This window comes from Cutibacterium modestum, assembly GCF_008326345.1.
In the GTDB taxonomy this organism is placed as follows: Bacteria; Actinomycetota; Actinomycetes; order Propionibacteriales; family Propionibacteriaceae; genus Cutibacterium; species Cutibacterium modestum.
On record NZ_BJEN01000003.1, the window covers coordinates 418654 to 440990 of the forward strand.

Below are 22337 nucleotides of genomic sequence, written 5' to 3' on the forward strand. Positions count from 1 at the left end.
AGGGGATGACCCAGAGAAGCTCGATCAGTTCGCCGCTGCGGCGTGTCGTCGTGATGCTGTGTGCGATGACGGCGTTCGTGTTGTCGGGATGCGGTGCCGTCGTCACGACGAGCCTGACCGTCAAGGATGATGGTTCGGGTTCGCGTGTCATGACGGCGACGTTCACCAACGATGATTCCGACGAAGCCAAGAAGGTCTTCGCCGTTGGCTCGGGGGTGCTCGAGGGTAGCATCAAGAGACATATTCCATCGCAACTGGCGTTCAAGGGTCTTAAAATCAGTGGCAAGACTATGACGGCCACTTTCGAGTTGGATTTCTCGAATCATGACGACTATATGGCCAAGGTTCGTGCCCTTACCGCTGGGTCCTCGAAAGAGGTCCACTCCGATGTTCAGAAGATCGATACCCCTCTCGTCCAAGGAGCGGTGGGCGACGAGGACTTTGATTCCAGTGATCTGCTCGCATGGTTGGCCGACGGGTTAGCCCAGGATGGTCTCATCGACAAGGACAACACCAATTCAGTGTTCGATAATGATGGGAACGTTGAGTTCTCGATCGGGGGGGCAGAGGCTCAATTCTCCTTCACCGCTGAAGGTCGAGCAGGTCGTCGATAATGGGTTCGACGATGTCGTCCTCAAACTCGACGTCAAGAGCACCGAGTCCATTGGTGCGACCATCTGGTACTTCTCGACGCAGGCCTTGGGATCGGACAAGCAGGCTAAGGTCAACCAATTTCTTCAGCAGGCCACCAAGGATGGCAACGGCAAGGTGTCTGATGCCACCGTTGGCGAGCTTCCCGAAAAATTGCGTGATGGGAGAACGGACGATGCCTTCGTCAAGAAGGTCGCCATCGATCCCACGAATCTGAAGACCCTGAACAAGCGCATCGCACAGGCCTTGGGTAATCCATCGAGTGACATCAGGCTTCAAACCGGCAAGGTGGATCTGGTGGACCCCGAACAAGAGCCGGGTCATGCCTGGTTTGGAGTGCCGGTGAAGTTGACGGGCAGACCGACGTGTGCGGCCATCTGCGCGCGTAAGAAAGACGACAACGACCTTGGCAGCTTCTCGTCGAGCAACGACAACCGCTCGCCTTCCGACACGTCTATCGACACCTTCGTCGAATACCCCGCCTCATGGTCGGACTCCTCAGAATCTAACTCGTATGACGCCGACTCAAGCGCCCAGCACATGGCGTTTTCCGATGGCTCTAGCGGTTTGACGGCGCAGATGACGATGCCTGCTGAGATCAAGGGCAGTGCCGTCACCGCGACGATCGATCCCGAGGGGGAGGTTTCCTATCAGGCCCAGTGGGATTTCGACAAGGCGACTGTTGCTGCCTACAAGGATTCCCTCAAGTCGTTCCTGGGTGAGGAGCTGAGTGGGTGGAAAGCCGAAGAAAAGACTGATGACAAGGTCCTCCATCTCACCTACACCGCCAAAGCGGACTCTGTGGAGGCGTTCAACAGGAAGTTCTCGAAGCAAGAGAATGGTGCAGTCCGTGTCGGTGTGGTGCAGACCGACGAATCAACCTTCAAGAGGCAGTGGAGGATCGAGGCGACTGCGTTGTCCCTCGTTCCCGACAATGCGACCTCTAAGGTAGTGCTGAGTCATGGCAAGTTTGTTGACGGTGACAAAGAGGCGACCTGGGACCTCCGTCACGCCCAGGATGGCGAATTCAAAGCCATTGCCTCTACGTGGAGGACGACTCCCCTGATCATTTGGGGCGTGGTCGTGCTGATCGTGGTTGGAGGCATTATTTGGGCAATCGGGAAGCGTGCGACAATCAAGCGCTGGTTCAATCGTCCAACCCAGGCGTCACGCGTGGCAGCCGACCAGCAGCGGTACATGAATCGGCAGTATGCCCCCGACCAGCAGGGCTATCCAAACCAGTTGGGTTACCCGGGTCAGCCGGGATATCTGAACCATCCAGGTCAGCCGACGCCTCGCAGTGGCCAAGGGTGGCAAAACCAGGCTCCCATGCCCCCGAACTCGCCCCATGGGCAGTCCTGGAATGGTCCGCAGAATGGCTCGGACATGAGTTGATCGGATTGCGATGTGGTGGCGAGTCGAGATGCAGGACACGACGTTCCCTGTCATTCAATCGGGGTGATGAGGCCATTCGTATCTTTGCTCGCTTTGGTTTGACTATCGCGGGCATGTGCAGAACAATAGAACAAGTTCCCTGACCTCTGGTTGGGGGCCCGTCCAGAAACATTCCTGGGAACCTCCCAGGAATATCCACATGACGCGTCCCGTGCACAAGCGGGCGACATTCCAGAAGGAGCCCCAGTGGCAAAGGCCAAGTTCGAGCGGACCAAGCCGCACTGCAACATCGGCACCATCGGACACATCGACCACGGCAAGACGACCCTCACCGCGGCGATCTCCAAGGTGCTGCACGACAAGTACCCGGAGCTGAACGAGGAGTCGCCGTTCGACCAGATCGACAAGGCTCCCGAGGAACGTCAGCGCGGTATTACCATCTCGATCGCCCACATCGAGTACCAGACCGAGAAGCGTCACTACGCTCACGTCGACTGCCCCGGGCACGCTGACTACGTCAAGAACATGATCACCGGTGCTGCCCAGATGGACGGCGCCATCCTCGTGGTTGCTGCTACCGACGGCCCGATGCCCCAGACTCGTGAGCACGTCCTGCTCGCTCGTCAGGTTGGTGTGCCGGCTATCGTCGTCGCCCTCAACAAGTGCGACATGGTTGACGACGATGAGCTCATTGAGCTCGTCGAGATGGAGGTCCGCGAGCTGCTGACCTCGCAGGAATTCGACGGCGACAACTGCCCTGTCGTTCGCATCTCCGCTTTCCAGGCCCTCCAGGGCGACGAGAAGTGGACCCAGTCGATCCTCGACCTCATGGACGCCGTGGATGAGTACATCCCGCAGCCCGAGCGCGATCTCGACAAGCCCTTCCTCATGCCGATTGAGGACGTTTTCACCATCACCGGTCGTGGCACTGTTGTCACCGGACGTGTTGAGCGCGGCGTCGTCAAGACCGGCGAAGAGGTCGAGATCGTCGGCATCCACGACAAGATTCAGAAGACCACCGTTACCGGTGTCGAGATGTTCCGCAAGATCCTTGACGAGGGTCGCGCTGGTGAGAACGTCGGCGTTCTGCTCCGTGGCACCAAGAAGGAAGACGTCGTTCGCGGCATGGTCCTCTGCAAGCCCGCTTCCACCACTCCACACACCGATTTCGAGGGCCAGGTCTACGTCCTCAAGAAGGATGAGGGTGGCCGTCACAAGCCGTTCTTCTCCCATTACAGCCCCCAGTTCTACTTCCGTACCACGGACGTGACTGGTACCGTCGAGCTCCCCGAGGGCACCGAGATGGTTATGCCTGGTGATAACACCGACATGTCCGTGCATCTGATTCACCCAATCGCTATGGAGGAGCAGCTCAAGTTCGCTATCCGCGAGGGCGGCCGCACCGTTGGTGCTGGTCGAGTCACCAAGATCATCAAGTGATGTGATCTGAGCTTTTCGTGAGGCCCGTTCCCCATGGGGAACGGGCCTCACTGCATGTCTGAAGTGACTAACGGTAAGTCGACGCCTTGTGTGAGCCGGTGATCAAGGCGCTGTGAGATCGACGAGGATGGCAGTTGTCGTTGCCAGGGTTAGGGCGACGGTCCCCGGGCCTAGGTGGTGACAGCAGAGCCCGGCCTCCTATCGAGGGGCTGACGTTTTCGGAATTGCCCTAGCGACTGCATTTACTGTGCCGTCGTCGCAGAAGACTCCCAACACGGCAGCCCAGATGGGGATGAACTCACTGTGGTAATTGTGCCCGTGGCCGCCCGGAGGGGTGGTTGATAAAGCCATATCGGCCGTCACCTGCCAAAAGCTCGACCATGGGGTCCACCTAATATGAGGGTTGACGTCCTCGCCAGCCCTCTCGCGCATCCAGTCAGGCTCAGCCCAAATCATTTCGGGGGACCACCACGCCACCGGGTCCGAAGGGTGCTGGACATACGCAATGCGGGTGTGCGAACTCCACGGTGGATAGGGGGCACCCCAATGATCATGGGTGATTTCGCGTGGATTCCCTATGAAACGCACGATTCGGCCATTGTTAATAACCGGGACGATTTCAGGGGATCCCTCGCGCCGATTCTCTTCGAGGCTTTTCCAAATTGGCGTGAAACCGGGCGTACCAACCCATACAGCGCCATTGACCTTCGACACCATGTCGTTGATTGACGCAAAGGCAGCCTGTCCTCCGAAAGACCCCAGAGAAACTCCGCTGGTGTACAGCTTGGGACGGTTCTGCGGATCGAGACTCTTCCAGTAGTTATAGATAACGGTGAACAGGGCCCGAGCCCCTTGTTTAGGTGACTCACGGTCAAGGAGGAAGGCCCCGACACTGCCCAAGTACGAGTACTGCATGGTGGCGGTGGCGCAGTCGCCCAGAGTCAAATACTCGACCGCAGACACTGACCATTCCTCCACCCAGCCGGAACCTGTGCCGTTCTGAATGACGAGCACCTTACGGTGAAACGCTCCAGTGCGAATGAGCTCGGCTAGAACGCCATTAGCTTCCGCGGTGTAATCACGCTGAGCGTTGAGGCCGGCATATACCCGGATTGGCTCTTTCGCCGGTTTTCCCATGACATTGCTGATCATGGTAGCGCTCGGCCCGTCGGTGACGACGTCTTTGCCTTCCCGGCCCAGACTTTCCCAGGTCTGGAGGGAATCCGGGGAGCCTGACCTTAACGGAGATGTCGGCGGGGTACGTCCGGCCGCTGTTTGAGCATTCGCCCGCGCCATGATATGTGCGACGCCATTGGCGGTGGTTCTCACGATGACGTTGTTAGTCGCCCAGAGCAATAGAGCGATGTTTAAGACAACGACGACGACGGCGAGAACTGGCTGGGCAATGAAACGGTGCACACCGGTGTACAGAGTTCGGATGCCGTGAGTGATAAGACGCATGAGTAGCACTGCTGCGACGAAGAGGATGAGGCCCGTCAGCACCCCAATGGTCTGCGCGAACCACACCTTACGCGGCAGCCCGACAGCCTCAGATACAGAGCGTTGCTGGCGAGTGCACCAGATAAACATTCCAAGCGATATAAGGGTGAGGATTGCGTACCAACTACGTCGTATCCCCCGGACAGCGCTGGTCGATACTGTCACCCGTAACCGAGTGATCTCTGCCAGCCATCGTGAAATGCGGCCGATGAATCCACCGATCCCGTACGCGAAAAAGGTTGATAACCATACGTTAATGGCGACCATCCACCACGTCCGGGGAACGAGCGACGGAGTCAAAGCCGTCCAAAGACCAAAGAGGGCAAAGATGAGGCCAGCGATGCTGGCACGACGCAACGCCTTCGCCGGCCAACGTCGGTTAGCCAGCCGAGCCGGGAGCCGATGCTTTGGTTCCCATGGGACGATTTGGGTTGTCAGTGCTGCATCCTTTCAATGTCGGCGACGCGACGGTCTTCACCTACCATATGGTCATACTCTTCCACGTTGCCCGGATGAGAAGAACCTCGACATACCCTGTGAGTGGGTCGAGGCTCGACAATATTCAAAATTGGTCAGACGCCGGTGCGCGGCAGGATTGTCGGATGACTTGCCGAGCCAGACCCCGGTTGGGACCTGCCATTGCCGGGTTTGCCGCCGATTGGCCATGACTTGCCGGTCGTGGTGAGAAACCAGTTGCGATCGAAGAAGCCCTTGGGATCGATCGTCTTCATCTTCGTGGCAGTGTCGATGATCAATTGGCGGATTTCAAGAATCTCGTTCCAGACAACCGGGGTCTCAGTGACATGCGGGTCGCCGCCACCACCGCTCATGCGATAGTCATCGATGGCCAGCACGAACTTCTGGTCATCAGCGACCGGCTTCCCCAGCCACGACAGGCCCAGGATGCGCTTGCCGACCGGCTGGGAATATGACCCCCGTAACGACGTCATAGTTATGGTCCCACACCATCGAGCCGGGGGTCGTGACTGCAGCTACACCAGCCCTCACCTCGGGACCGGAAACGGTCTTAGTAGGCATGAGATTGCCCTGGGTGAGAGGCTTGCTAGTTTTGACATTAATGACATTGGCGCACAGCAGCGGGGTCTTCAGATCGTTGTGGTAACGAAGGAATTCTTTGATTCCGTAATAGACTCGTGATTGCCGATATTTGCAGCGTCATAACCCACCAGGTTGACGGCGACGCGAAGGGTCATAGCGAGTCCAGTGCCAAGCGGGCCGGCCAACAGGGCGCGACGTGACAGGCTTGTACCAGGTTGTCAGGCATGGCCCCCCAACGAGTTGAGAAGCGACACCATGGATACCGAATGAGGTGACGGTGGGTGACAAATCAATGGATCACTGTTGTCAGCATTCCCTTATCAGGCCTGGCGTTTCTGTAGCTGGGCCCATTCATCACGCAGGCCAACAGTGCGATGGAATACGGCAATGTCGTGATCTGCGGCGAAATATCCCAATCTTTCGAATTGCACCACCTCGCCCGGAGCCACATCGGCCAGGGCTGGCTCGGCCATGACCTCGGTGAGGATTTCGCGGGACTGTGGGTTGAGATCGTCAAGGGCTTCCCCGGTCTGAGACCCAGGAATTTCGGCGCTGAATAAGCGGTCGTACAGATTAGCAGTCACGCTAATGGCATGGGCAGCCGAAACCCAGTGCATTGTCGACTTCACCTTGCGACCGTCTGGGGCGGTCCCGCCGCGCGATTCTGGGTCGTAGCTGGCGTGGACCTCAGTAATCGTTCCGTCAGGACTCTTGACGACGTCGGTTGCTGTCACTAGGTAGGCGCCACGCAGGCGCACCTCACGTCCGGGCGAGAGCCGGAAGAACTTCCGGGGAGGGTCTTCGCGAAAATCATCGGCCTCAATCCAGAGCTCGCCGGTGAAGGGTACTCGACGGGTGCCGTCGTCAGGATTCTCCGGATTGTTGATGAGCTCGAACCATTCCACCACCGGGTTACCGGTGTCGTCAGTCGGCCAGCCGTCGAGGACAAGTTTAAGGGGATGTAACACGGCCATCCGCCGCTGAGCAGTGGCGTTGAGCTCGCGACGCACGAAGGACTCGAACTCTTCAATGGCCTTGACCGAGTTGTTCTTGGTAGTGCCGACGGCCTGGCAGAAGGCTCGAATAGCGGCAGCCGGGTATCCACGACGACGCATACCGCGAAGGGTGGGCATGCGTGGATCATCCCATCCGTCAACGACGCCGTCGGTCACCAAGGATTTGAGCCTACGTTTCGAGGTAATGGTGTGGGTCAACTCGAGACGGGCAAATTCGCGTTGCTTGGGGGCAGGGCGATCCAGAGGCAGGTGGGCGAGGAACCAGTCATAGAGCGGACGATGACTGTTGAACTCCAGGGAGCACAGTGAATGGGTCACGCCCTCAATCGCGTCAGACTGGCCATGTGCCCAGTCATAGGTGGGATAGATGCACCATCCGGTACCGGTGGAGTGATGGGCTTGGTGGCGGATGCGGTACATGACTGGGTCGCGCAGCCACATATTCTCGGCTTGCATGTTGATACGAGCGCGCAGACAGCGGGAACCGTCGGGGAATTCCCCGAGACGCATCCGCTCGAGCAGATCAAGGGATTCTTCGGCAGGACGGTTGCGATAGGGGCTTTCAATGCCTGGTTTGCCATAGCCGCCCCTTTGCTCCCGGATAGTTTCGGGGGACTGGTCGTCGACGTACGCTAACCCTTCGCGCACGAGATATTTTGCCCATTCGTAAAGCTGCCCGAAGTAGTCGGAGGCATGAACCACATGGGCCGGGGAGTAGCCCAGCCACTCAATGTCCGCAATGATCGACTCGACGTATTCGGTTTCCTCGGTGCCTGGGTTGGTGTCGTCAAGTCTCAGGTTACAGATGCCGTCGAAATCCTGGGCCACGCCGAAATCGGTGACGATGGCCTTGGCGTGGCCAATGTGGAGGTAGCCATTAGGCTCAGGTGGGAACCGGGTCTGGACGCGGCCGCCATAGGTGTTCTGCTGGATGTCCGCGCGAACAACCTGATGAATGAAGTCCGAACCGGACTCAGCCGGGTTTTCAATAGGTTCTGCCATGGCGGGAACCTTACCGGAGTCCGTCAACGGATCCCGATAGACTTGGTACCATCATGACTCATTTGCATCCCGCGCGTACGCGCGTTGCCCCTTCACCCACTGGTGACCCTCACGTCGGCACAGCCTACATGGCCTTGTTCGACAAAGCGTGGGCGCAGCGCACTGGTGGCCAGTTCGTGCTGCGCATCGAGGACACTGACCGCAATCGTCTGGTGGCGGACTCGGAGGATCAGATTTATCAGTCGCTCGAGTGGCTGGGATTGTCTCCTGATGAGTCACCGCTCGTCGGTGGCCCGTATGAGCCGTATAAGCAGTCTGAGCGCTTGGACACGTACAGGCCGCTCGTTGACAGGCTCATCGAGTCCGGTCACGCCTATCGTTGCTGGTGCTCCCAGGAGAGACTCAAACAGTTGCGTGAGGAGCGTGCTGCGGCGAAATCGTCGGAGACTGGCTACGACCGGATGTGTCTGGGGATGGCGAAAGAGGAGAGGGCCAAGCTGCCGGGCTTCACCGACACCCCGGTGGTTCGGATGCTTATCCCTGAGGATGTCGATCTGGAATTTGATGACCTTATCCGGGGCAGCGTACACGCTCCTCGCCCTGGCGACCAGGTAATCCTCAAGGCTGACGGGTTTCCGACTTATCACATGGCCGTCGTCGTTGATGACCATCTGATGGGTATCGATACCGTTGTGCGCGGTGAAGAATGGATTTCGTCTACGCCCAAGCACCTGTTGCTCTACAAGTGGCTGGGATGGGAGGCGCCGAGGTTCGCTCACATGCCGCTGCTGCGCAATACCGACAAGTCTAAGATTTCTAAGCGTAAGAACCCAGCCGCCCGGTTGATGTGGTTCCGTGAACAAGGCTATCTGCCTGAAGCGTTGCGTAATTTTCTTCAATTGCTGGCCTACCCAACGATTGCCGAGGGTCAGGAGATGGAGGACTTTGACTCCTTCGTGTCCCGGTTTGATTGGGGAAATATCTCCATTGGCGGCCCGGTTTTCGACGTCACCAAGCTGGACTGGCTCAACGGTCAGTATATTCGCAGTCTTGACGCCGAGGACCTCACCGATCGTGTCCTCGAATACGCCGACCGGATGGGCCAGGCGCAACAGGTGCTGGGCCGTGATCTCACCGAGGGGGATCGTTCCGTTATCCACGCCGCCATGCCGCTGGTTCGTGAAAGGTTGACGTTGTTGTCTGAGGCCTTGCCCAAGCTGGCCTTTTTACTTATCGACGATGACGCCCTGGCCTTCGATGAGGATTCCGTGGCCAAGCTCAAGGCAGGTGCCGACGAAATCCAGCATGCCGCTGTCGGGGTGCTCAAGGGGCTCGACGATTTCTCGGCTGATGCTATCCAAGCCGTTCTGCGCGCCAAACTATGCGACGAGATGGGCGTCAAGCCCCGACTGGCCTTTGCGCCGGTGCGGGTGGCAGTGACGGGGTCACGGGTGTCGCCGCCCCTGTTTGAAGCTATGGAGATTCTGGGTAAAGAATCGACGCTTCGCCGGATGCAAAGGTTCGAGGCCGAAATAGAATGGCAGTGAAGACTGAATACAGTGAGGAGAGAGAGCGGGCTTCCTGCGGCGTCCCGTAGTGTGGTTCTGGGCCCTCGTCACCTGCTATTGGGCTCTGGTGTGGCGGACACCTGTATGGGACATTGATGATTTGTATTTCGCCACCAGATCGGGCACGCTAGGCGGTCGTATCGATTGGGCGGATTTTGCACGGCTCACCAGATACGATCTGATCGAGCGCAACGGTCGTTTCTCGGACATGATGGTGCAACTCGTCATGGCCATGGGTGGATGGATCCGTGTCCCCCTCGTGCTTTCCTCCCTGTCGATGTCGTTAGCGCTGTGGCTCATGCTGCGGTCTCTCATCCGGGACCTGCGGGGAGTGGTGTCTGCCGGTGCCGATCTCTTGGCGGGTGTGGGTGCATTTTTCGTACCGATGATGCTCATCGGGCTCGACCCACACATGGGTGGGGACACGATTATGTTCGTTGCTGCGAACATCGGTTACATGTGGGGCCTGGCGCTCGGGATCGTGTCCATCCTTCTGTTGTGGTCCCAGCGCGGGCCGAACGTCAAGCACGGCTGGGTGCTGTGGGTGGCGGTGGTGCTGTCGCTCGTCGCAAGTATTCACCATGAATTGAATGTCCCGGGAATTGTCGGGGCAATTGTCGCCATGGCCCTCATCACTCCTGCCGGGAAATGGACTGCCCGGTGGGCCGTGGCTCTGACTGTGGTGGCGGTGGGCAACACCGCGAGAATGGGTATGCCGGGTTTGTGGGCGCGTAGGCTCCGAATGGGCGGCCCATACCCGTACCCGCAGTCAACTGGGGAGATTCCCAAACGGGTGTCGTTCGTCATCCATTCCGTGAGTCATTCATTCGCGCATTACCCCGTCGTGTTCGTTGGGATCATGCTCTCAGTCATCGTCATGTGTTTGGTGGCCATGAAGCGTGGATTCCATAGCCGCGTCGTCGGTATTTTGCTCGCGCTGTTCTGTGTGGCATCCATCGGGCTGGTTGTGACCAGCCTGAGAATTGTCATGCTGCTTGCGCGACGGAATATGAGCGGGGACATTTACCTGTACCTGTCGTCCACTGGCTTGCTGACCTGGGTGTTCTTCAGTGTTGTGATGGTGATCCTTGTCGTTCTTGCTGCGATGTTTAGCCGAATACCGGGATGCGGCATGGTCGGAGTCTCGACCGGTGCGGCTATTGGTTATTACGCGCTGCCGGTGATTCAAGGTTTCCCAGGGGGGCGAATGTCCTTCCTTGGCCTGGTGGTCTTCACCGTGAGCGCGCTGGTGTGGGCCTGGACGGCGGTCGTACTGACGGATGGCGGTACAGACGGGGGTGATGGCGTGGTTCCAGTCTCGGAATTTGGCGCGCGGTCTGAGGTTGTAAAACCGTGGCCGCAACTCGCCACGGTTCTGGCCATCATCACAGCAGTGTCATGTCTGGGCGCTGGATCGCGAGGAGCGTGGGGATTGCTCTATGGGGCGACGGTCAATGGCAGTGTCTGGCGAACGGTCAACGCCCAGGCGGATGCGGCACGCCGTGGGGAGCGTAATACGGTTGTCGTCCCGAAGGCGTTGCCTGCTCCGGACTGGTTGCCTGACTACGCGGGCCACCGTCAGTCCAGCGAGGACCGGCTCCATCAGTACTATGACCTCCCGAAGAACGTCACCGTGGTGCGTCGGTGAGAGCGGCGTCAAGGACGTCGCAGAGGGACGCGACGAGAAACTGAATATGTTCGTCGGTGTGATGTGCCGTGAGGCAGATACGCAGAATTGCATCGCCTCTCCCAACGGCGGGGTAGCGGATCGCACCGACCATGAGGCCGCGACGAGCCAGCTCGTCCTGGACCGCGACGGCACGAGATTCGGGTCCAACGGGGACGCGGATAATCGGTCCAAGATCATTGGCGGTCGGGGGTGGGATGAGGCCGGCTTCGGCTAGGAGGCGACGTGCCTGGGTGACGTTGGCCTGAAGGCGACGGACCCGATTCGTGTCAGCTCGTAGATACTGCACAGACGCGGCCACGGCTGCCGCGACGACGGGGGAAGAAGCGCTAGAAAACGCGTATCCTCGTGCACAGTTACGGATCAGGTCGGCCAGAGTCTCGTCGACGCATGCGAAACCACCTTCGACTCCGAGAGCCTTGCTCGCGGTTGCTAACAAGACGTCGGGTCGTTGTGATGCTGGGAGTCCCTCGGTCACGCCGCGGCCAGTAGGCCCAACCGTGCCAATCCCGTGAGCGTCATCGACGACGGCGAGAGCACCGTGGTGGTGCGTAATCTCCACGAGTTTCGCGACTGGGGTGACGTCGCCGCCCATGGAGTAGACGCCTTCGGCGAGCACGAGTGCTCTATTGGTCGTGACGCGCTCGAGGGCGGCTTCGATGGCGTCGAGGTCTGCGTGTGGAACGACGACGGTACGCGCTCGTGCCAAACGGCATCCGTCGATGAGACTGGCGTGGTTGTCAGCATCGGAAATGACGGTGACATCAGGGCCAGCAAGTAACTGGATGGTTGCTATGTTGGCCTGGTATCCGCTGGCCATGAACACGGCTTGTGGGTATCCCAACCATGCGGCGGTCTCATGTTCAGCCCGCTGGTGAGCTAGGGAAGTGCCTGTCGTGAGGCGAGAGCCACCCGAACTACATCCGAGTCTCCTAACAGCGGTGATCATGGCCTGCTGAACTTGAGGCTCAGTCGACATGCCGAGGTAATCCGATGACGAAAAGAGCAGGGCAGGTCCGTCAGTTGTGAGGGCGTTGGGACTCTGGGGAGAACAGAAGGTGCGGGGGCTGCGGTCGAGGCCGGCCGTGCGCCACGCGTTGAGACGGCTGCAGATGTCATCCTGCCAGGAGGTCGTCCTTTGGCTACTGGCTGTGGTGGGGCCGATAAGAACGGGGTGGTTTTCGAGCCATTCTGTGGTCATAGTCGCGTCAGCACGTGCTGTGTCGACGAGGATGATGCGGCCACCATTAGGGTCACCGTCAGTCTTGACGTTGGTCACCGTCGTGTAGACGCCGTCGATACAAACGTAACCACGGGTGTAATGGGGGTCATCGGAGATACACAATTCCGCGAGGACTCCAGGTGCGGCTGCGACTTTACTGGCCAATAACACAGCCTCATGGTGGTGCTTCTTGTGTGCTAAAGACGCTCCCGGGGCCGACTCAGTGAGATCTCCGAACCGCGTGACGCGCACCCCACGCAGAGTGTCTGCCTCTACTCGTCGACCGGTTCCTACCTCAATCATGGCAGCCCCGCGCATGGTCGGGCCTTCGGTGAGAATACGCAGTGCTTCGGCGGGATTGGGGACGAAGTGGGACAGGACGTCGACGAAGTGCTGATGAGCCGCGATGACGTCGGGGCATTCCTTAAGTTCGGTGGGTAGGGTAGGAATAACGGTGGGCTCGACGTCGAGTTGATCCAGACTGAGTCGCACCTGCTGGGCCTCGACGGTGTGGCTCGGTGCTAGGGCGCGTCGTGTCAGGCCAGCTACGGTCTGCTCAATCATTCCCGGGGCAACAAGCGACTCGGCTCCGCTGACGTGATAGGGCGCGTCATCGAGGGTTCCGGTGGCCCTCATGCGCACACTCCACCACGCCGAGGTCGTGGAGTGTGATGGTGACATTGGCATGATGATTCCTCGGCGTGGGGCGATTGGACAGTGTTGGCAACCGCGCAGTGTTGGCCACCAAGCCATAATTGAACACCATTCAATTTCAAGGCTGGCATGGGGGTCTGCCGATCTCGATTTGCCTTGCCGGTTCGTCGATGACACACTGTACAAGTTGCTCCGAACGGGGCTGCAGTGCGTCGCGCTCAGGATCCTCGAGATCAGGCTCGGTCACTGGAGTCAACGGCAGAGGTGTCATCACCAAGGTGAGTCCGCTGCCGGGCCCACGGAAGTGGGTCGGCATCGGGTGATCGCAGATAAATTCACAGTGTTCGCGGGGTCCTCAACGACTGGTGAGCGGTGGTGTTCTGCGGTTTGCGATGCACGACACACCCGAGCGCGTGGGTCGGAGAGGGGCGACGTGACCTTGCCGTCTGCGCATGTTCTCCACATGTGTCGAATCGTGAGGTTGGGACCAATGAGGAGTTCGCTCCTCACGCCGGAACCCTCTGGGCGTACCGGACTCCCACGTCAGGGAATCTTGGACGCGGCAGAGACGAGTAGAAGGAACAACTGTGGCGGGACAAAAGATCCGCATCAGGCTGCGGGCCTACGACCACGAGGTCATCGACTCGTCGGCGCGCAAGATCGTCGACACGGTGACCCGCACGGGCGCCAAGGTCGCCGGCCCGGTGCCGCTGCCGACCGAGAAGAACGTGTTCTGTGTGATCCGTTCGCCCCACAAGTACAAGGACAGCCGCGAGCACTTCGAGATGCGCACCCACAAGCGGCTCATCGACATTCTCGAGCCGACCCCGAAGACAGTCGATTCGCTGATGCGTCTTGACCTGCCTGCTGGTGTCGACATCGAGATCAAGCTTCCGTGAGGTTGAGCACCATGACCAATGAACGCACTGTCAAGGGCGTGCTGGGCACCAAGCTCGGCATGACCCAGCTGTGGGACGAGCACAACAAGCTCGTCCCCGTGACCGTCATCCAGGCCGGGCCGTGTGTCGTCACCCAGGTGCGCACCCCCGAGACGGATGGCTACTCCGCCGTCCAGCTTGGCTACGGGGCCGTCAAGGCCAAGAACGTCACCAAACCGGAGGCTGGCCACTTTGAGAAGGCTGGCGTGACCCCTCGACGTCACCTCGTCGAGTTGCGCACCGCTGACGCCTCCGAGTACACCCTGGGTCAGGAGATCACCGCTGGCGTGTTCTCCGAATCCGATTTCGTCGACGTCACCGGCACGAGTAAGGGCAAAGGCACCGCTGGCGTCATGAAGCGTCACGGCTTCGGTGGCCTGCGTGCTACCCACGGTGTGCACCGCAAGCACCGCTCGCCGGGCTCTATCGGCGGCTGCTCGACGCCAGGCAAGGTCATTAAGGGCCTCCGCATGGCCGGCCGCATGGGTACCGATCGCGTGACTGTCCAGAACCTGCAGGTTCACTCCGTCGACGCCGAGCGCGGGATCATGCTGGTCCGCGGCGCAGTTCCCGGCCCGAAGGGTTCCCTGCTCGTCGTCCGCAGCGCCGCCAAGAAGGCCGCCAAGAATGGGGATGCCGCATGAACGAGACCAAAACCATCGACGTCCTTGACGTCAAGGGCAAGAAAGCCGGATCGGCCGAGCTTCCGGGTGACGTCTTCGACGTGAACACCAACATTCCGCTGATCCATCAGGTCGTCGTCGCCCAGCTTGCGGCTGCCCGCCAGGGCACCCACGCCACGAAGACTCGTGGCCAGGTCTCTGGTGGCGGCAAGAAGCCGTGGCGCCAGAAGGGCACCGGTCGTGCTCGTCAGGGTTCGACTCGTGCACCGCAGTGGGTCGGTGGCGGCACCGTTCACGGTCCGCAGCCGCGTTCTTACGCCCAGCGCACCCCCAAGAAGATGGTGGCCGCTGCGTTGCGTGGGGCCCTGTCGGATATGGCTCGCGACAACCGCATTTTCATTGTGACCTCGTTGGTTGACGGTGACAAGCCCTCGACCAAGCAGGCTAAGGCTGTGCTCTCCGGTCTGGCTGAGCTCAGTAAGGTGCTCGTTGTCCTGGCTCGCAGCGACGAGGTCGATTGGCTGTCCGTGCGTAACCTTTCTGAGGTTCACGTCCTGGCTGCTGATCAGCTCAACACCTACGACGTCGTCAATTCCCGGACCATCGTGTTCAGCCAGGCTGGCTTTGACGCTTTCGTCGGCGCTCGCAGTGCCAGCGCTCAGGCCCTGACCGCTGAGCCTGAGGTCCCCGAGACTGATGTCGCCGACCAGCACCCCTACGGTGAGGACTCCTTCCGTGGCGACAACCCACCGGCTGGATTCGACATCAAGGGCAGCGAGGACTCCAAGAAGTTCCACGATCCATCGTCTCCGTGGTATGGACGCACCATCGCTGAGGTGTGGTTCCGTTCCGCTGCGGCTGCTGAGGCCGCGGGCTTCGTCAATGCCGTCAAGTCCGACTCCGAGAAGGAGGACGCCAAGTGAGCGAGTTGAAGATCCGAGATCCCCGGGACATCATTCTCGCCCCGGTCGTCTCCGAGAAGAGCTACAGTCTGCTCGACCAGAACACTTACACGTTCTTGGTCAAGCCGACTGCCAATAAGACCGAGATCAAGATTGCGATCGAGCAGATCTTCGGTGTGAAGGTCACCTCGGTGAACACGATGAATCGCAAGGGAAAGGTCCGCCGCACCCGCACCGGCATCGGCAAGCGTCCTGACACCAAGCGCGCCATCGTGACTGTTGCTGAGGGTGATCGCATCGACATCTTCACCGGCCCGGTCGCCTGAGCCGCGAGAGAAGGAACGAAGTACCAATGGGTATCCGCAAGCACAAGCCCACCACTCCGGGCCGCCGCGGCTCGAGCGTGTCAGACTTCGTCGAGCTCACCCGCTCGACCCCTGAGAAGTCCCTGCTTGTTGCCAAGCCGAAGACCGGTGGACGCAACAACACAGGCCGCATCACTACCCGCCATATCGGTGGCGGACACAAGCAGGCCTACCGCATCATCGATTTCAAGCGTTATGACAAGGACGGCGTGCCGGCCAAGGTCGCTCACATTGAGTACGACCCAAACCGCACTGCTCGCATCGCCCTGCTCCACTACGCCGACGGTGAGAAGCGTTACATCATCGCTCCCGACGGTGTTGGTCAGGGAAGCGTCGTGGTATCTGGACCTGAAGCTGACATCAAGCCGGGTAATAACCTGCCGTTGCGCAACATTCCGGTCGGTACCACGGTTCACGCTGTGGAGCTGCGTCCGGGTGGTGGCGCCAAGATGGGCCGCTCTGCCGGCGCGTCGGTGCAGCTGGTCGCCCGCGAGGGCAAATACGCCACCCTGCGCCTTCCCTCTGGTGAGATGCGCATGGTCGACATTCGTTGCCGCGCCACCATCGGCGAGGTCGGCAATGCCGAGCAGATCAACATCAACTGGGGTAAGGCCGGCCGTAACCGCTGGAAGGGCATCCGCCCGACCGTTCGTGGTGTGGTCATGAACCCGATCGACCACCCACATGGTGGTGGCGAAGGTCGTACCTCCGGTGGTCGTCACCCGGTGAGCCCTTGGGGTAAGCCCGAGGGTCGCACCCGTAACAAGAAAAAGGCGAGCAGCCGTCTCATCGTGCGTCGCCGCAAGTCCGGCAAGAAGCGCTGATTGGGAGTCTGAGACATGCCACGCAGTCTGAAGAAGGGCCCCTTCGTCGACGAGCATCTGGCCAAGAAGGTCACTGCCCAGAACGAAGCGGGCACACACAACGTCATCAAGACCTGGTCGCGTCGCTCCATGGTCACCCCCGACATGATCGGGCACACCATCGGCGTGCACGATGGCCGCAAGCACGTCCCGGTTTTCGTGACCGAGTCGATGGTCGGGCACAAGCTCGGAGAGTTCGCCCCGACCAGGACCTTCAGGGGTCACGTGAAGGACGACAAGAAGGCGCGCAGGCGCTGACGAGAGGGATCTGATTCATGAGCAACACTGAGAGGCCCAGCCGTCGCGCCGCCCTGCTCGGCGATCGACCCGGCTCGTACGCCATCGCGCGTCACATCCGGATGAGTGCCAGCAAGTGCCGTCGCGTTATCAACCTGGTTCGCGGCATGGACGCCGTTGAGGCTGTGACCATGCTGAAGTTCCAGCCGCAGGCCGCGGCCGAGCCGATTCGCAAGGTTATTGCCTCAGCTATGGCCAACGCCGAGCAGACCGAGGGCCTGCGCGCCGACGACCTGTACATTTCACAGGCATTTGTCGACGAGGGCGTCACCATGCGCCGCATTCGTCCCCGCGCGAAGGGATCTGCTAGCCGGATTCTGAAGCGCTCCGCCCACATCACCGTGGTTGTCGAGCCTAAGGAAGCCCGTCGGGCCGCTAAGAAGGCCAAGTCGGGTCGTCCGGCAGCTGCAGCCAAGTCTGAGACCGAGAAGGGAGCCTGACATGGGCCAGAAAATCAACCCCCATGGTTTCCGTCTCGGTGTGACGACCGATCACAAGACCCGCTGGTACGCCGAGAAGCAGTACGCCGAGCTCGTGGGTGAGGACGTCAAGATCCGAAAGTGGCTCCAGAAAAACCTGGAGCGCGCTGGTCTTTCGTCCATCGAGATCGAGCGTCGCTCCGAGCGCGTGACTATTTTCCTTTACGCCGCCCGCCCGGGCATCGTCATCGGGCGCAATGGCGCGGAGGCCGAGCGCGTGCGCGGTGAGCTCGAAAAGCTCACCGGCAAGCAGATACAGCTGAACATTCTCGAGGTCAAGACCCCCGAGACCGATGCCCAGCTGGTCGCTCAGGGAATCGCCGAGCAGCTTGCTGCTCGTGTCGCATTCCGTCGCGCCATGCGCAAGGCCCAGCAGTCCGCCATGAACGCCGGTGCTCTTGGTATTCGTATCAAGTGCTCTGGTCGTCTGGGTGGCGCTGAGATGAGCCGTTCTGAGGGTTACCGCGAAGGCCGTGTGCCGCTGCACACCCTGCGCGCTGACATTGACTACGGGTTCTTCGAGGCCCGTACCACCTTCGGACGCATTGGCGTCAAGGTGTGGATTTACAAGGGCGACGTCACTGGCACTCGCGCTGAGCGCGCTGCCCAGAAGGCTGCTCGCCAGGCTGCCCAGGGGGGTCGTGGTGGACGCGGTGGCAACCGTCGTGGCCGGGGGGATCGTCCCGACCGCCGCGGTGGACGCCGTCGTGCCGAGGCCGCCAAGCAGTCGCCTGAGACCCCGGCCCCGCAGACCGAGAACGCAGGAGCCTGACATGTTGATTCCTCGTCGAGTGAAGTACCGTAAGCAGCACCATCCCAAGCGGAGTGGCGCTGCAAAAGGCGGCACCCAGTTGGCCTTTGGTGATTACGGCATCCAGGCCACCGAGGGTGGGTACCTGACCAACCGTCAGATCGAGGCCGCCCGTATCGCCATGACCCGCTACATCAAGCGTGGTGGAAAGGTGTGGATTAACGTCTACCCAGACCGCCCGATGACCAAGCATCCCGCCGAGTCCCGGATGGGTTCCGGTAAGGGTACGCCTGAGTGGTGGATCGCCAACATCAAGCCCGGACGAGTTCTCTTCGAGCTGTCGGGTGTGCCGGATGAGGTGGCCCGCGAGGCCATGCGTCTGGCCATCCACAAGCTGCCGATGAAGGCTCGCTTCATCTCCCGTGAAGGCGGTGACAACTGATGCCGAAGCTTTCTGCTGCTGAGCTGCGCCAGCTTTCCGGTGAAGAGTTGCGCAACAAGGTTCGCGAACTTAAGGAGGAGCTGTTCGGGCTGCGTTTCCAGTCGGCCACCGGCCAGCTCGAGAACACGGCTCGCCTGCGTGAGGTCCGCAAGGACATCGCCCGGGTGTACACCGTGCTCCAGGAGCGCAACCTCAACATCGTCGATGATCCCGATTCCACAAAGGAGGCCTGAGCATGAGCGAGAACACCGCTGAGCGGACGACCCGCCGCAAGGTCCGTGAGGGACTCGTCGTGTCCGATAAAATGAACAAGACGATTACCGTCCTCGTCGAGGATCGTGTCAAGCACCCGCTGTATGGCAAGGTCATGAAGAAGTCGGTGCGTCTGAAGGCGCACGATGAGAATAACGAGGCCGGCATGGGCGATCGCGTGCGGATCATGGAGACCCGCCCGCTGTCTGCCACCAAGCGCTGGCGCCTCGTCGAGATCATCGAGAAGGCTAAGTGATGCATTGGTGAGCTAATCACCACGTTGTACTGCAAGGCGACCCATCCGAAAGGAGGGTCGCCTTGTTGTGGTTGGGAGATGGAGTGGGGGAGCGAAATGCCTTGGTTTTCGTTCCGTGCTTAAGATGCGGTGGACACTATATCTTGGTTGTGATTATTTGCAGCTTCGATTTGCCCAGGACGCGGCTTGATGCCGGTGCTATTCTCACGATTTGGCTGCACATCTCAGGGCCCAAGGAGAAGCAACCTGCGGCGTGTCATCATGTGCACCACATATGAAGTGTAATGCGTGATGCGCACATTGTTGCGCGTCTTCGCACTCGAAGGATGAACGACAACTCGACGATGACGTGGTTCGAAGGCTTGTGAATGAGGCCGTCGCGCATCCAAGCATCGATCTGGTTTCCTTTACTGGAGGGGACGCTTTTCTTCGCCGTGGGTTCATCTTGAAACTCATACGTACAGTTTCGTCGGCTGGCAAACGTACGACGCTCGTTTTGAACGGATTCTGAGGCGTGAACCCGGGTGCGGCCTCCGAAGGGCCGAGCGCGCTGAAGCCGGCTGGGCTGTCATTGCTTACCCTCAGTGTGGATCAGTTTCATCTACCATATATTGATCTCGGGTGAGTCAAGAACATATTGTCTGTGGGACGCGACGTCTGTGATATTCAGATCAATCTGAATATATGTGAATCCGATACTAATCCTGCCGAGGATATCCCTGCGGAACTGGAGGGGCTTCTTGATGGTGTTCGAGTCACCCGGTTCCAATTACCCCTAGTGGCGCTACCTGTGACATTCCGGAGTCAGAGATTCGCTACAGCGCTAAGTCCACTGACCAGCTCCGATGCCCCGGTCGGACTCTCCTCTTCTCCAGCGACGATCGAGTTTATCCGTGCTGTTCAACCGGTGTTATGAATGAGGATGCCCGCTTGGTGTGTTTGGTGCGGGAGAGTCAGACGGTGTTCCGCTTGGCTTGGTGCTAAATGGAGCTGCGGTGGTGGGTGAGTTTGACCAGGTTGACTTGGATGAGGGTGATGTTGGATTTGACGGTGAGCTTGATTTCAGCGAGTTTGAGACCAGCGAGGGCCGCACCTGGCGGATCGCTGGCTGCCGGGACCTTCAAGTTTGCCCACCGCTTCCGCATCTCGCCGACTGCGAACCAGCACGACGCGACTGCCGCGGTCGAGCCAGCGCAACCATCCCCACCGTTGAGACTGAGAAAATCCTGCCAAATATGTGACGCGGGACACACTTGGCCACCTGCGAGGCGCGGATTGTCTTACGCTAAGCCGACTTCAACTCATCCACCCACCATGGATCAACGCGGGCATTTTTGACGAGTCAACGCGATGACTGGCAATCCGTCGAATCGAGAGTTAGAATACTCAAGTTGTCTTGCGACTGTGCCCACCTTTAAGCACTGTGCGGAGCCCCCGACACCACGGAGACGGAGGCCACCGTGCGCCGCCCGAAGGTGGCGGGACCTCTCGCGGACGACAGCCGCGTACCCCCTGAGGTGCGGGCTGCCTTCTGGCAAAATCCAGGGGGCTCGTGTTCAACAGTCCTACCAGGCCCGGCAGGGAACCAGTGGGACAAAGGAGAAGACATGATCCAGCAGGAGACGCGACTCAAGGTCGCCGACAACACTGGTGCGAAGGAGCTCCTTTGCATCCGTGTTCTCGGTGGATCGAAACGTCGCTACGCCTACCTCGGTGACACCATCGTGTGCACCGTCAAGGATGCCATCCCCGGCGGAAACGTGAAGAAGGGCGAGGTTGTCAAGGCCGTCGTCGTTCGGACCGTCAAGTCGCACCGCCGTCCGGACGGCTCCTATATCAAATTCGACGAGAACGCTGCCGTCCTCCTCAAGGGAGACGGGGAGCCTCGTGGGACCCGTATCTTCGGCCCTATCGCCCGCGAGCTGCGTGACAAGAAGTTCATGCGCATCGTCTCGCTCGCCCCGGAGGTGATCTGAGTGAAGTCGCTCAGGATCAAGAAGGGTGACCGCGTCAAGGTCATCGCAGGCAACGACAAGGGCACCATCGGTGAGGTTCTCTCGGTGGACCCGAAGCGTGAGCGCGTCGTCGTCGAGGGTGTGAACATCCGCAAGCACCATCGCCGCGACATGCCCACCTCGCAGGGCGGCACCACCAGGGGTGGAATCATCGCATCCGAGGCCCCGATCCACGTTTCGAACGTTCAGCTCGTGACCAAGATCGACGGTAAGGACGTCGTGACCCGTGTCGGCTACCGTCGCGTGGACGTCACCAAGCGTCGCCCTGACGGCTCCGAGTACGCCGCTCAGCGCAGCGTCCGCTACCTCAAGAAGGAGGAAGCCAAGTGAGCACCGACGCCATCGTGCACGAGATGCCTCGTCTGAAGAAGCGGTACCGCGAGCAGATCCGCGCTGCTATGCAGGAGGAGTTCGGCTACCAGAACCCGATGCTCATCCCCGGTCTCGAGAAGATCGTGGTGAACATGGGTGTTGGCGATGCCGCTCGCGACTCTAAGGTGATGGACGGCGCCGTTCGCGACATCACCGCTATTACCGGCCAGAAGCCGCAGGTCACCAAGGCTCGCAAGTCCATCGCTCAGTTCAAGCTGCGCGAAGGTCAGCCGATCGGCTGCCACGTTACCCTCCGCGGTGACCGCATGTGGGAGTTCGCTGACCGTTTACTGACCCTGGCCCTGCCCCGCATCCGCGACTTCCGTGGTCTCAACTCGAACCAGTTCGACGGCAAGGGTAACTACACCTTCGGCCTGTCCGAGCAGGTCATGTTCCTCGAGATTGACCAGGACAAGATTGATCGCGTCCGTGGCATGGACATCACCTTCGTGACCACCGCGCAGACCAACGAGGCGGGCAAGGCCCTGCTCAAGCACCTGGGATTCCCGTTCAAGGCGAAGGATGATCCGAAGAAGGCGAAGGTCAAGCGCGGCCCCGCCTACTACGCCAAGAAAAAGAAGAAGTGAG

The 22337-nt window shown here is 60.0% G+C and carries 23 protein-coding genes and 3 pseudogenes; 21 read left to right on the forward strand and 5 right to left on the reverse strand.

What is annotated here, in order from left to right; translation table 11 throughout:
- The first annotated feature begins 5 nt into the window (after positions 1 to 5).
- Both F1563_RS10290 and F1563_RS10295 read left to right on the forward strand, forming a co-directional pair.
- Entirely contained in the window at positions 6 to 614 is a 609-nt protein-coding gene (locus F1563_RS10290; RefSeq protein ID WP_007434070.1) for a hypothetical protein, read from the forward strand.
- Positions 535 to 2046 carry a hypothetical protein gene (locus F1563_RS10295; RefSeq protein ID WP_002528774.1) on the forward strand — a complete coding sequence of 504 codons (1512 nt, stop codon included), beginning with the start codon at positions 535 to 537 and terminating at the stop codon, positions 2044 to 2046. The genes F1563_RS10290 and F1563_RS10295 overlap by 80 nt, the downstream gene beginning before the upstream one ends.
- A 90-nt stretch (positions 2047 to 2136) precedes the next feature.
- On the opposite strand, the pseudogene F1563_RS14335 reads toward F1563_RS10295, so the two are convergent.
- A pseudogene (locus F1563_RS14335) lies at positions 2137 to 2328 on the reverse strand (hypothetical protein); the annotation flags it as partial.
- On the opposite strand from F1563_RS14335, the gene tuf reads away from it, so the two are divergent.
- Complete coding sequence (gene tuf, locus F1563_RS10305) at positions 2293 to 3486, forward strand: elongation factor Tu (protein ID WP_002533857.1); 1194 nt, start codon at positions 2293 to 2295, stop codon at positions 3484 to 3486. The pseudogene F1563_RS14335 and the gene tuf overlap by 36 nt on opposite strands.
- A 198-nt stretch (positions 3487 to 3684) precedes the next feature.
- Here tuf and F1563_RS10310 read toward each other — a convergent pair whose 3' ends face one another.
- The 3 genes and pseudogenes from F1563_RS10310 to F1563_RS10325 form a co-directional block, all read right to left on the reverse strand.
- A complete protein-coding gene (locus F1563_RS10310) occupies positions 3685 to 5424 on the reverse strand; it encodes an alpha/beta hydrolase (protein WP_443090030.1) in 1740 nt (579 codons plus the stop codon).
- 134 nt (positions 5425 to 5558) lie between these two features.
- A pseudogene (locus tag F1563_RS14910) lies at positions 5559 to 5961 on the reverse strand (bifunctional metallophosphatase/5'-nucleotidase); the annotation flags it as partial.
- Between the two features lie 404 nt (positions 5962 to 6365).
- Positions 6366 to 8063: a glutamine--tRNA ligase/YqeY domain fusion protein gene (locus F1563_RS10325; RefSeq protein ID WP_002528769.1), complete on the reverse strand. Its 1698-nt coding sequence runs from the start codon at positions 8061 to 8063 to the stop codon at positions 6366 to 6368.
- A gap of 128 nt (positions 8064 to 8191) precedes the next feature.
- Between F1563_RS10325 and gltX the strand changes: the two genes are divergently transcribed.
- Positions 8192 to 9610, forward strand: a complete 1419-nt coding sequence (gene gltX / locus F1563_RS10330; RefSeq protein WP_002528768.1) for a glutamate--tRNA ligase — start codon at positions 8192 to 8194, stop codon at positions 9608 to 9610.
- A 406-nt stretch (positions 9611 to 10016) separates the two neighbouring features.
- Positions 10017 to 11279 (forward strand): hypothetical protein, encoded by a 1263-nt coding sequence (locus tag F1563_RS10335; protein ID WP_230845075.1) that lies wholly within the window; start codon positions 10017 to 10019, stop codon positions 11277 to 11279.
- On the opposite strand, the gene F1563_RS10340 is transcribed toward F1563_RS10335, so the two are convergent.
- Entirely contained in the window at positions 11260 to 13176 is a 1917-nt protein-coding gene (locus F1563_RS10340) for a 6-carboxyhexanoate--CoA ligase (protein WP_002528766.1), read from the reverse strand. The genes F1563_RS10335 and F1563_RS10340 overlap by 20 nt on opposite strands.
- A gap of 605 nt (positions 13177 to 13781) precedes the next feature.
- Between F1563_RS10340 and rpsJ the strand changes: the two genes are divergently transcribed.
- The 16 genes and pseudogenes from rpsJ (at position 13782) to rplE (ending at position 22336) form a co-directional block, all read left to right on the forward strand.
- Entirely contained in the window at positions 13782 to 14093 is a 312-nt protein-coding gene (gene rpsJ, locus F1563_RS10350; RefSeq protein ID WP_002514870.1) for a 30S ribosomal protein S10, read from the forward strand.
- An 11-nt stretch (positions 14094 to 14104) separates the two neighbouring features.
- A complete protein-coding gene (gene rplC, locus F1563_RS10355) occupies positions 14105 to 14776 on the forward strand; it encodes a 50S ribosomal protein L3 (protein WP_002528764.1) in 672 nt (223 codons plus the stop codon).
- A complete protein-coding gene (gene rplD, locus F1563_RS10360) occupies positions 14773 to 15678 on the forward strand; it encodes a 50S ribosomal protein L4, sunset domain variant (RefSeq protein ID WP_002528763.1) in 906 nt (301 codons plus the stop codon). Before rplC ends, rplD begins: the two co-directional genes overlap by 4 nt.
- Complete coding sequence (gene rplW / locus F1563_RS10365; RefSeq protein ID WP_002528762.1) at positions 15675 to 15983, forward strand: 50S ribosomal protein L23; 309 nt, start codon at positions 15675 to 15677, stop codon at positions 15981 to 15983. The genes rplD and rplW overlap by 4 nt, the downstream gene beginning before the upstream one ends.
- A 26-nt stretch (positions 15984 to 16009) precedes the next feature.
- On the forward strand, positions 16010 to 16846 hold the full coding sequence (gene rplB / locus F1563_RS10370) for a 50S ribosomal protein L2 (RefSeq protein WP_002528761.1): 837 nt from the start codon (positions 16010 to 16012) through the stop codon (positions 16844 to 16846).
- A 15-nt stretch (positions 16847 to 16861) separates the two neighbouring features.
- A complete protein-coding gene (gene rpsS / locus F1563_RS10375) occupies positions 16862 to 17143 on the forward strand; it encodes a 30S ribosomal protein S19 (RefSeq protein WP_002528760.1) in 282 nt (93 codons plus the stop codon).
- Between the two features lie 17 nt (positions 17144 to 17160).
- Positions 17161 to 17622: a 50S ribosomal protein L22 gene (gene rplV, locus F1563_RS10380; protein WP_002528759.1), complete on the forward strand. Its 462-nt coding sequence runs from the start codon at positions 17161 to 17163 to the stop codon at positions 17620 to 17622.
- 1 nt (position 17623) lies between these two features.
- Complete coding sequence (rpsC, locus tag F1563_RS10385; protein ID WP_002546479.1) at positions 17624 to 18433, forward strand: 30S ribosomal protein S3; 810 nt, start codon at positions 17624 to 17626, stop codon at positions 18431 to 18433.
- Between the two features lies 1 nt (position 18434).
- Positions 18435 to 18854 (forward strand): 50S ribosomal protein L16, encoded by a 420-nt coding sequence (gene rplP / locus F1563_RS10390; protein ID WP_002528757.1) that lies wholly within the window; start codon positions 18435 to 18437, stop codon positions 18852 to 18854.
- Entirely contained in the window at positions 18854 to 19087 is a 234-nt protein-coding gene (gene rpmC / locus F1563_RS10395) for a 50S ribosomal protein L29 (RefSeq protein ID WP_002514861.1), read from the forward strand. The genes rplP and rpmC overlap by 1 nt, the downstream gene beginning before the upstream one ends.
- Positions 19088 to 19089: 2 nt before the next feature.
- On the forward strand, positions 19090 to 19362 hold the full coding sequence (rpsQ, locus tag F1563_RS10400; protein WP_002528756.1) for a 30S ribosomal protein S17: 273 nt from the start codon (positions 19090 to 19092) through the stop codon (positions 19360 to 19362).
- A gap of 304 nt (positions 19363 to 19666) precedes the next feature.
- Positions 19667 to 19873: pseudogene (locus F1563_RS14915) on the forward strand (hypothetical protein); the annotation flags it as partial.
- A 487-nt stretch (positions 19874 to 20360) separates the two neighbouring features.
- Positions 20361 to 20603, forward strand: coding sequence for a hypothetical protein (locus tag F1563_RS10405; RefSeq protein WP_227431939.1), 243 nt, complete (start codon positions 20361 to 20363; stop codon positions 20601 to 20603).
- A 366-nt stretch (positions 20604 to 20969) separates the two neighbouring features.
- Positions 20970 to 21338: a 50S ribosomal protein L14 gene (gene rplN / locus F1563_RS10410; RefSeq protein WP_002528752.1), complete on the forward strand. Its 369-nt coding sequence runs from the start codon at positions 20970 to 20972 to the stop codon at positions 21336 to 21338.
- Complete coding sequence (rplX, locus tag F1563_RS10415; RefSeq protein ID WP_002528751.1) at positions 21339 to 21707, forward strand: 50S ribosomal protein L24; 369 nt, start codon at positions 21339 to 21341, stop codon at positions 21705 to 21707.
- Positions 21704 to 22336 (forward strand): 50S ribosomal protein L5, encoded by a 633-nt coding sequence (gene rplE / locus F1563_RS10420; protein ID WP_002528750.1) that lies wholly within the window; start codon positions 21704 to 21706, stop codon positions 22334 to 22336. Before rplX ends, rplE begins: the two co-directional genes overlap by 4 nt.
- Position 22337 lies beyond the last annotated feature (1 nt).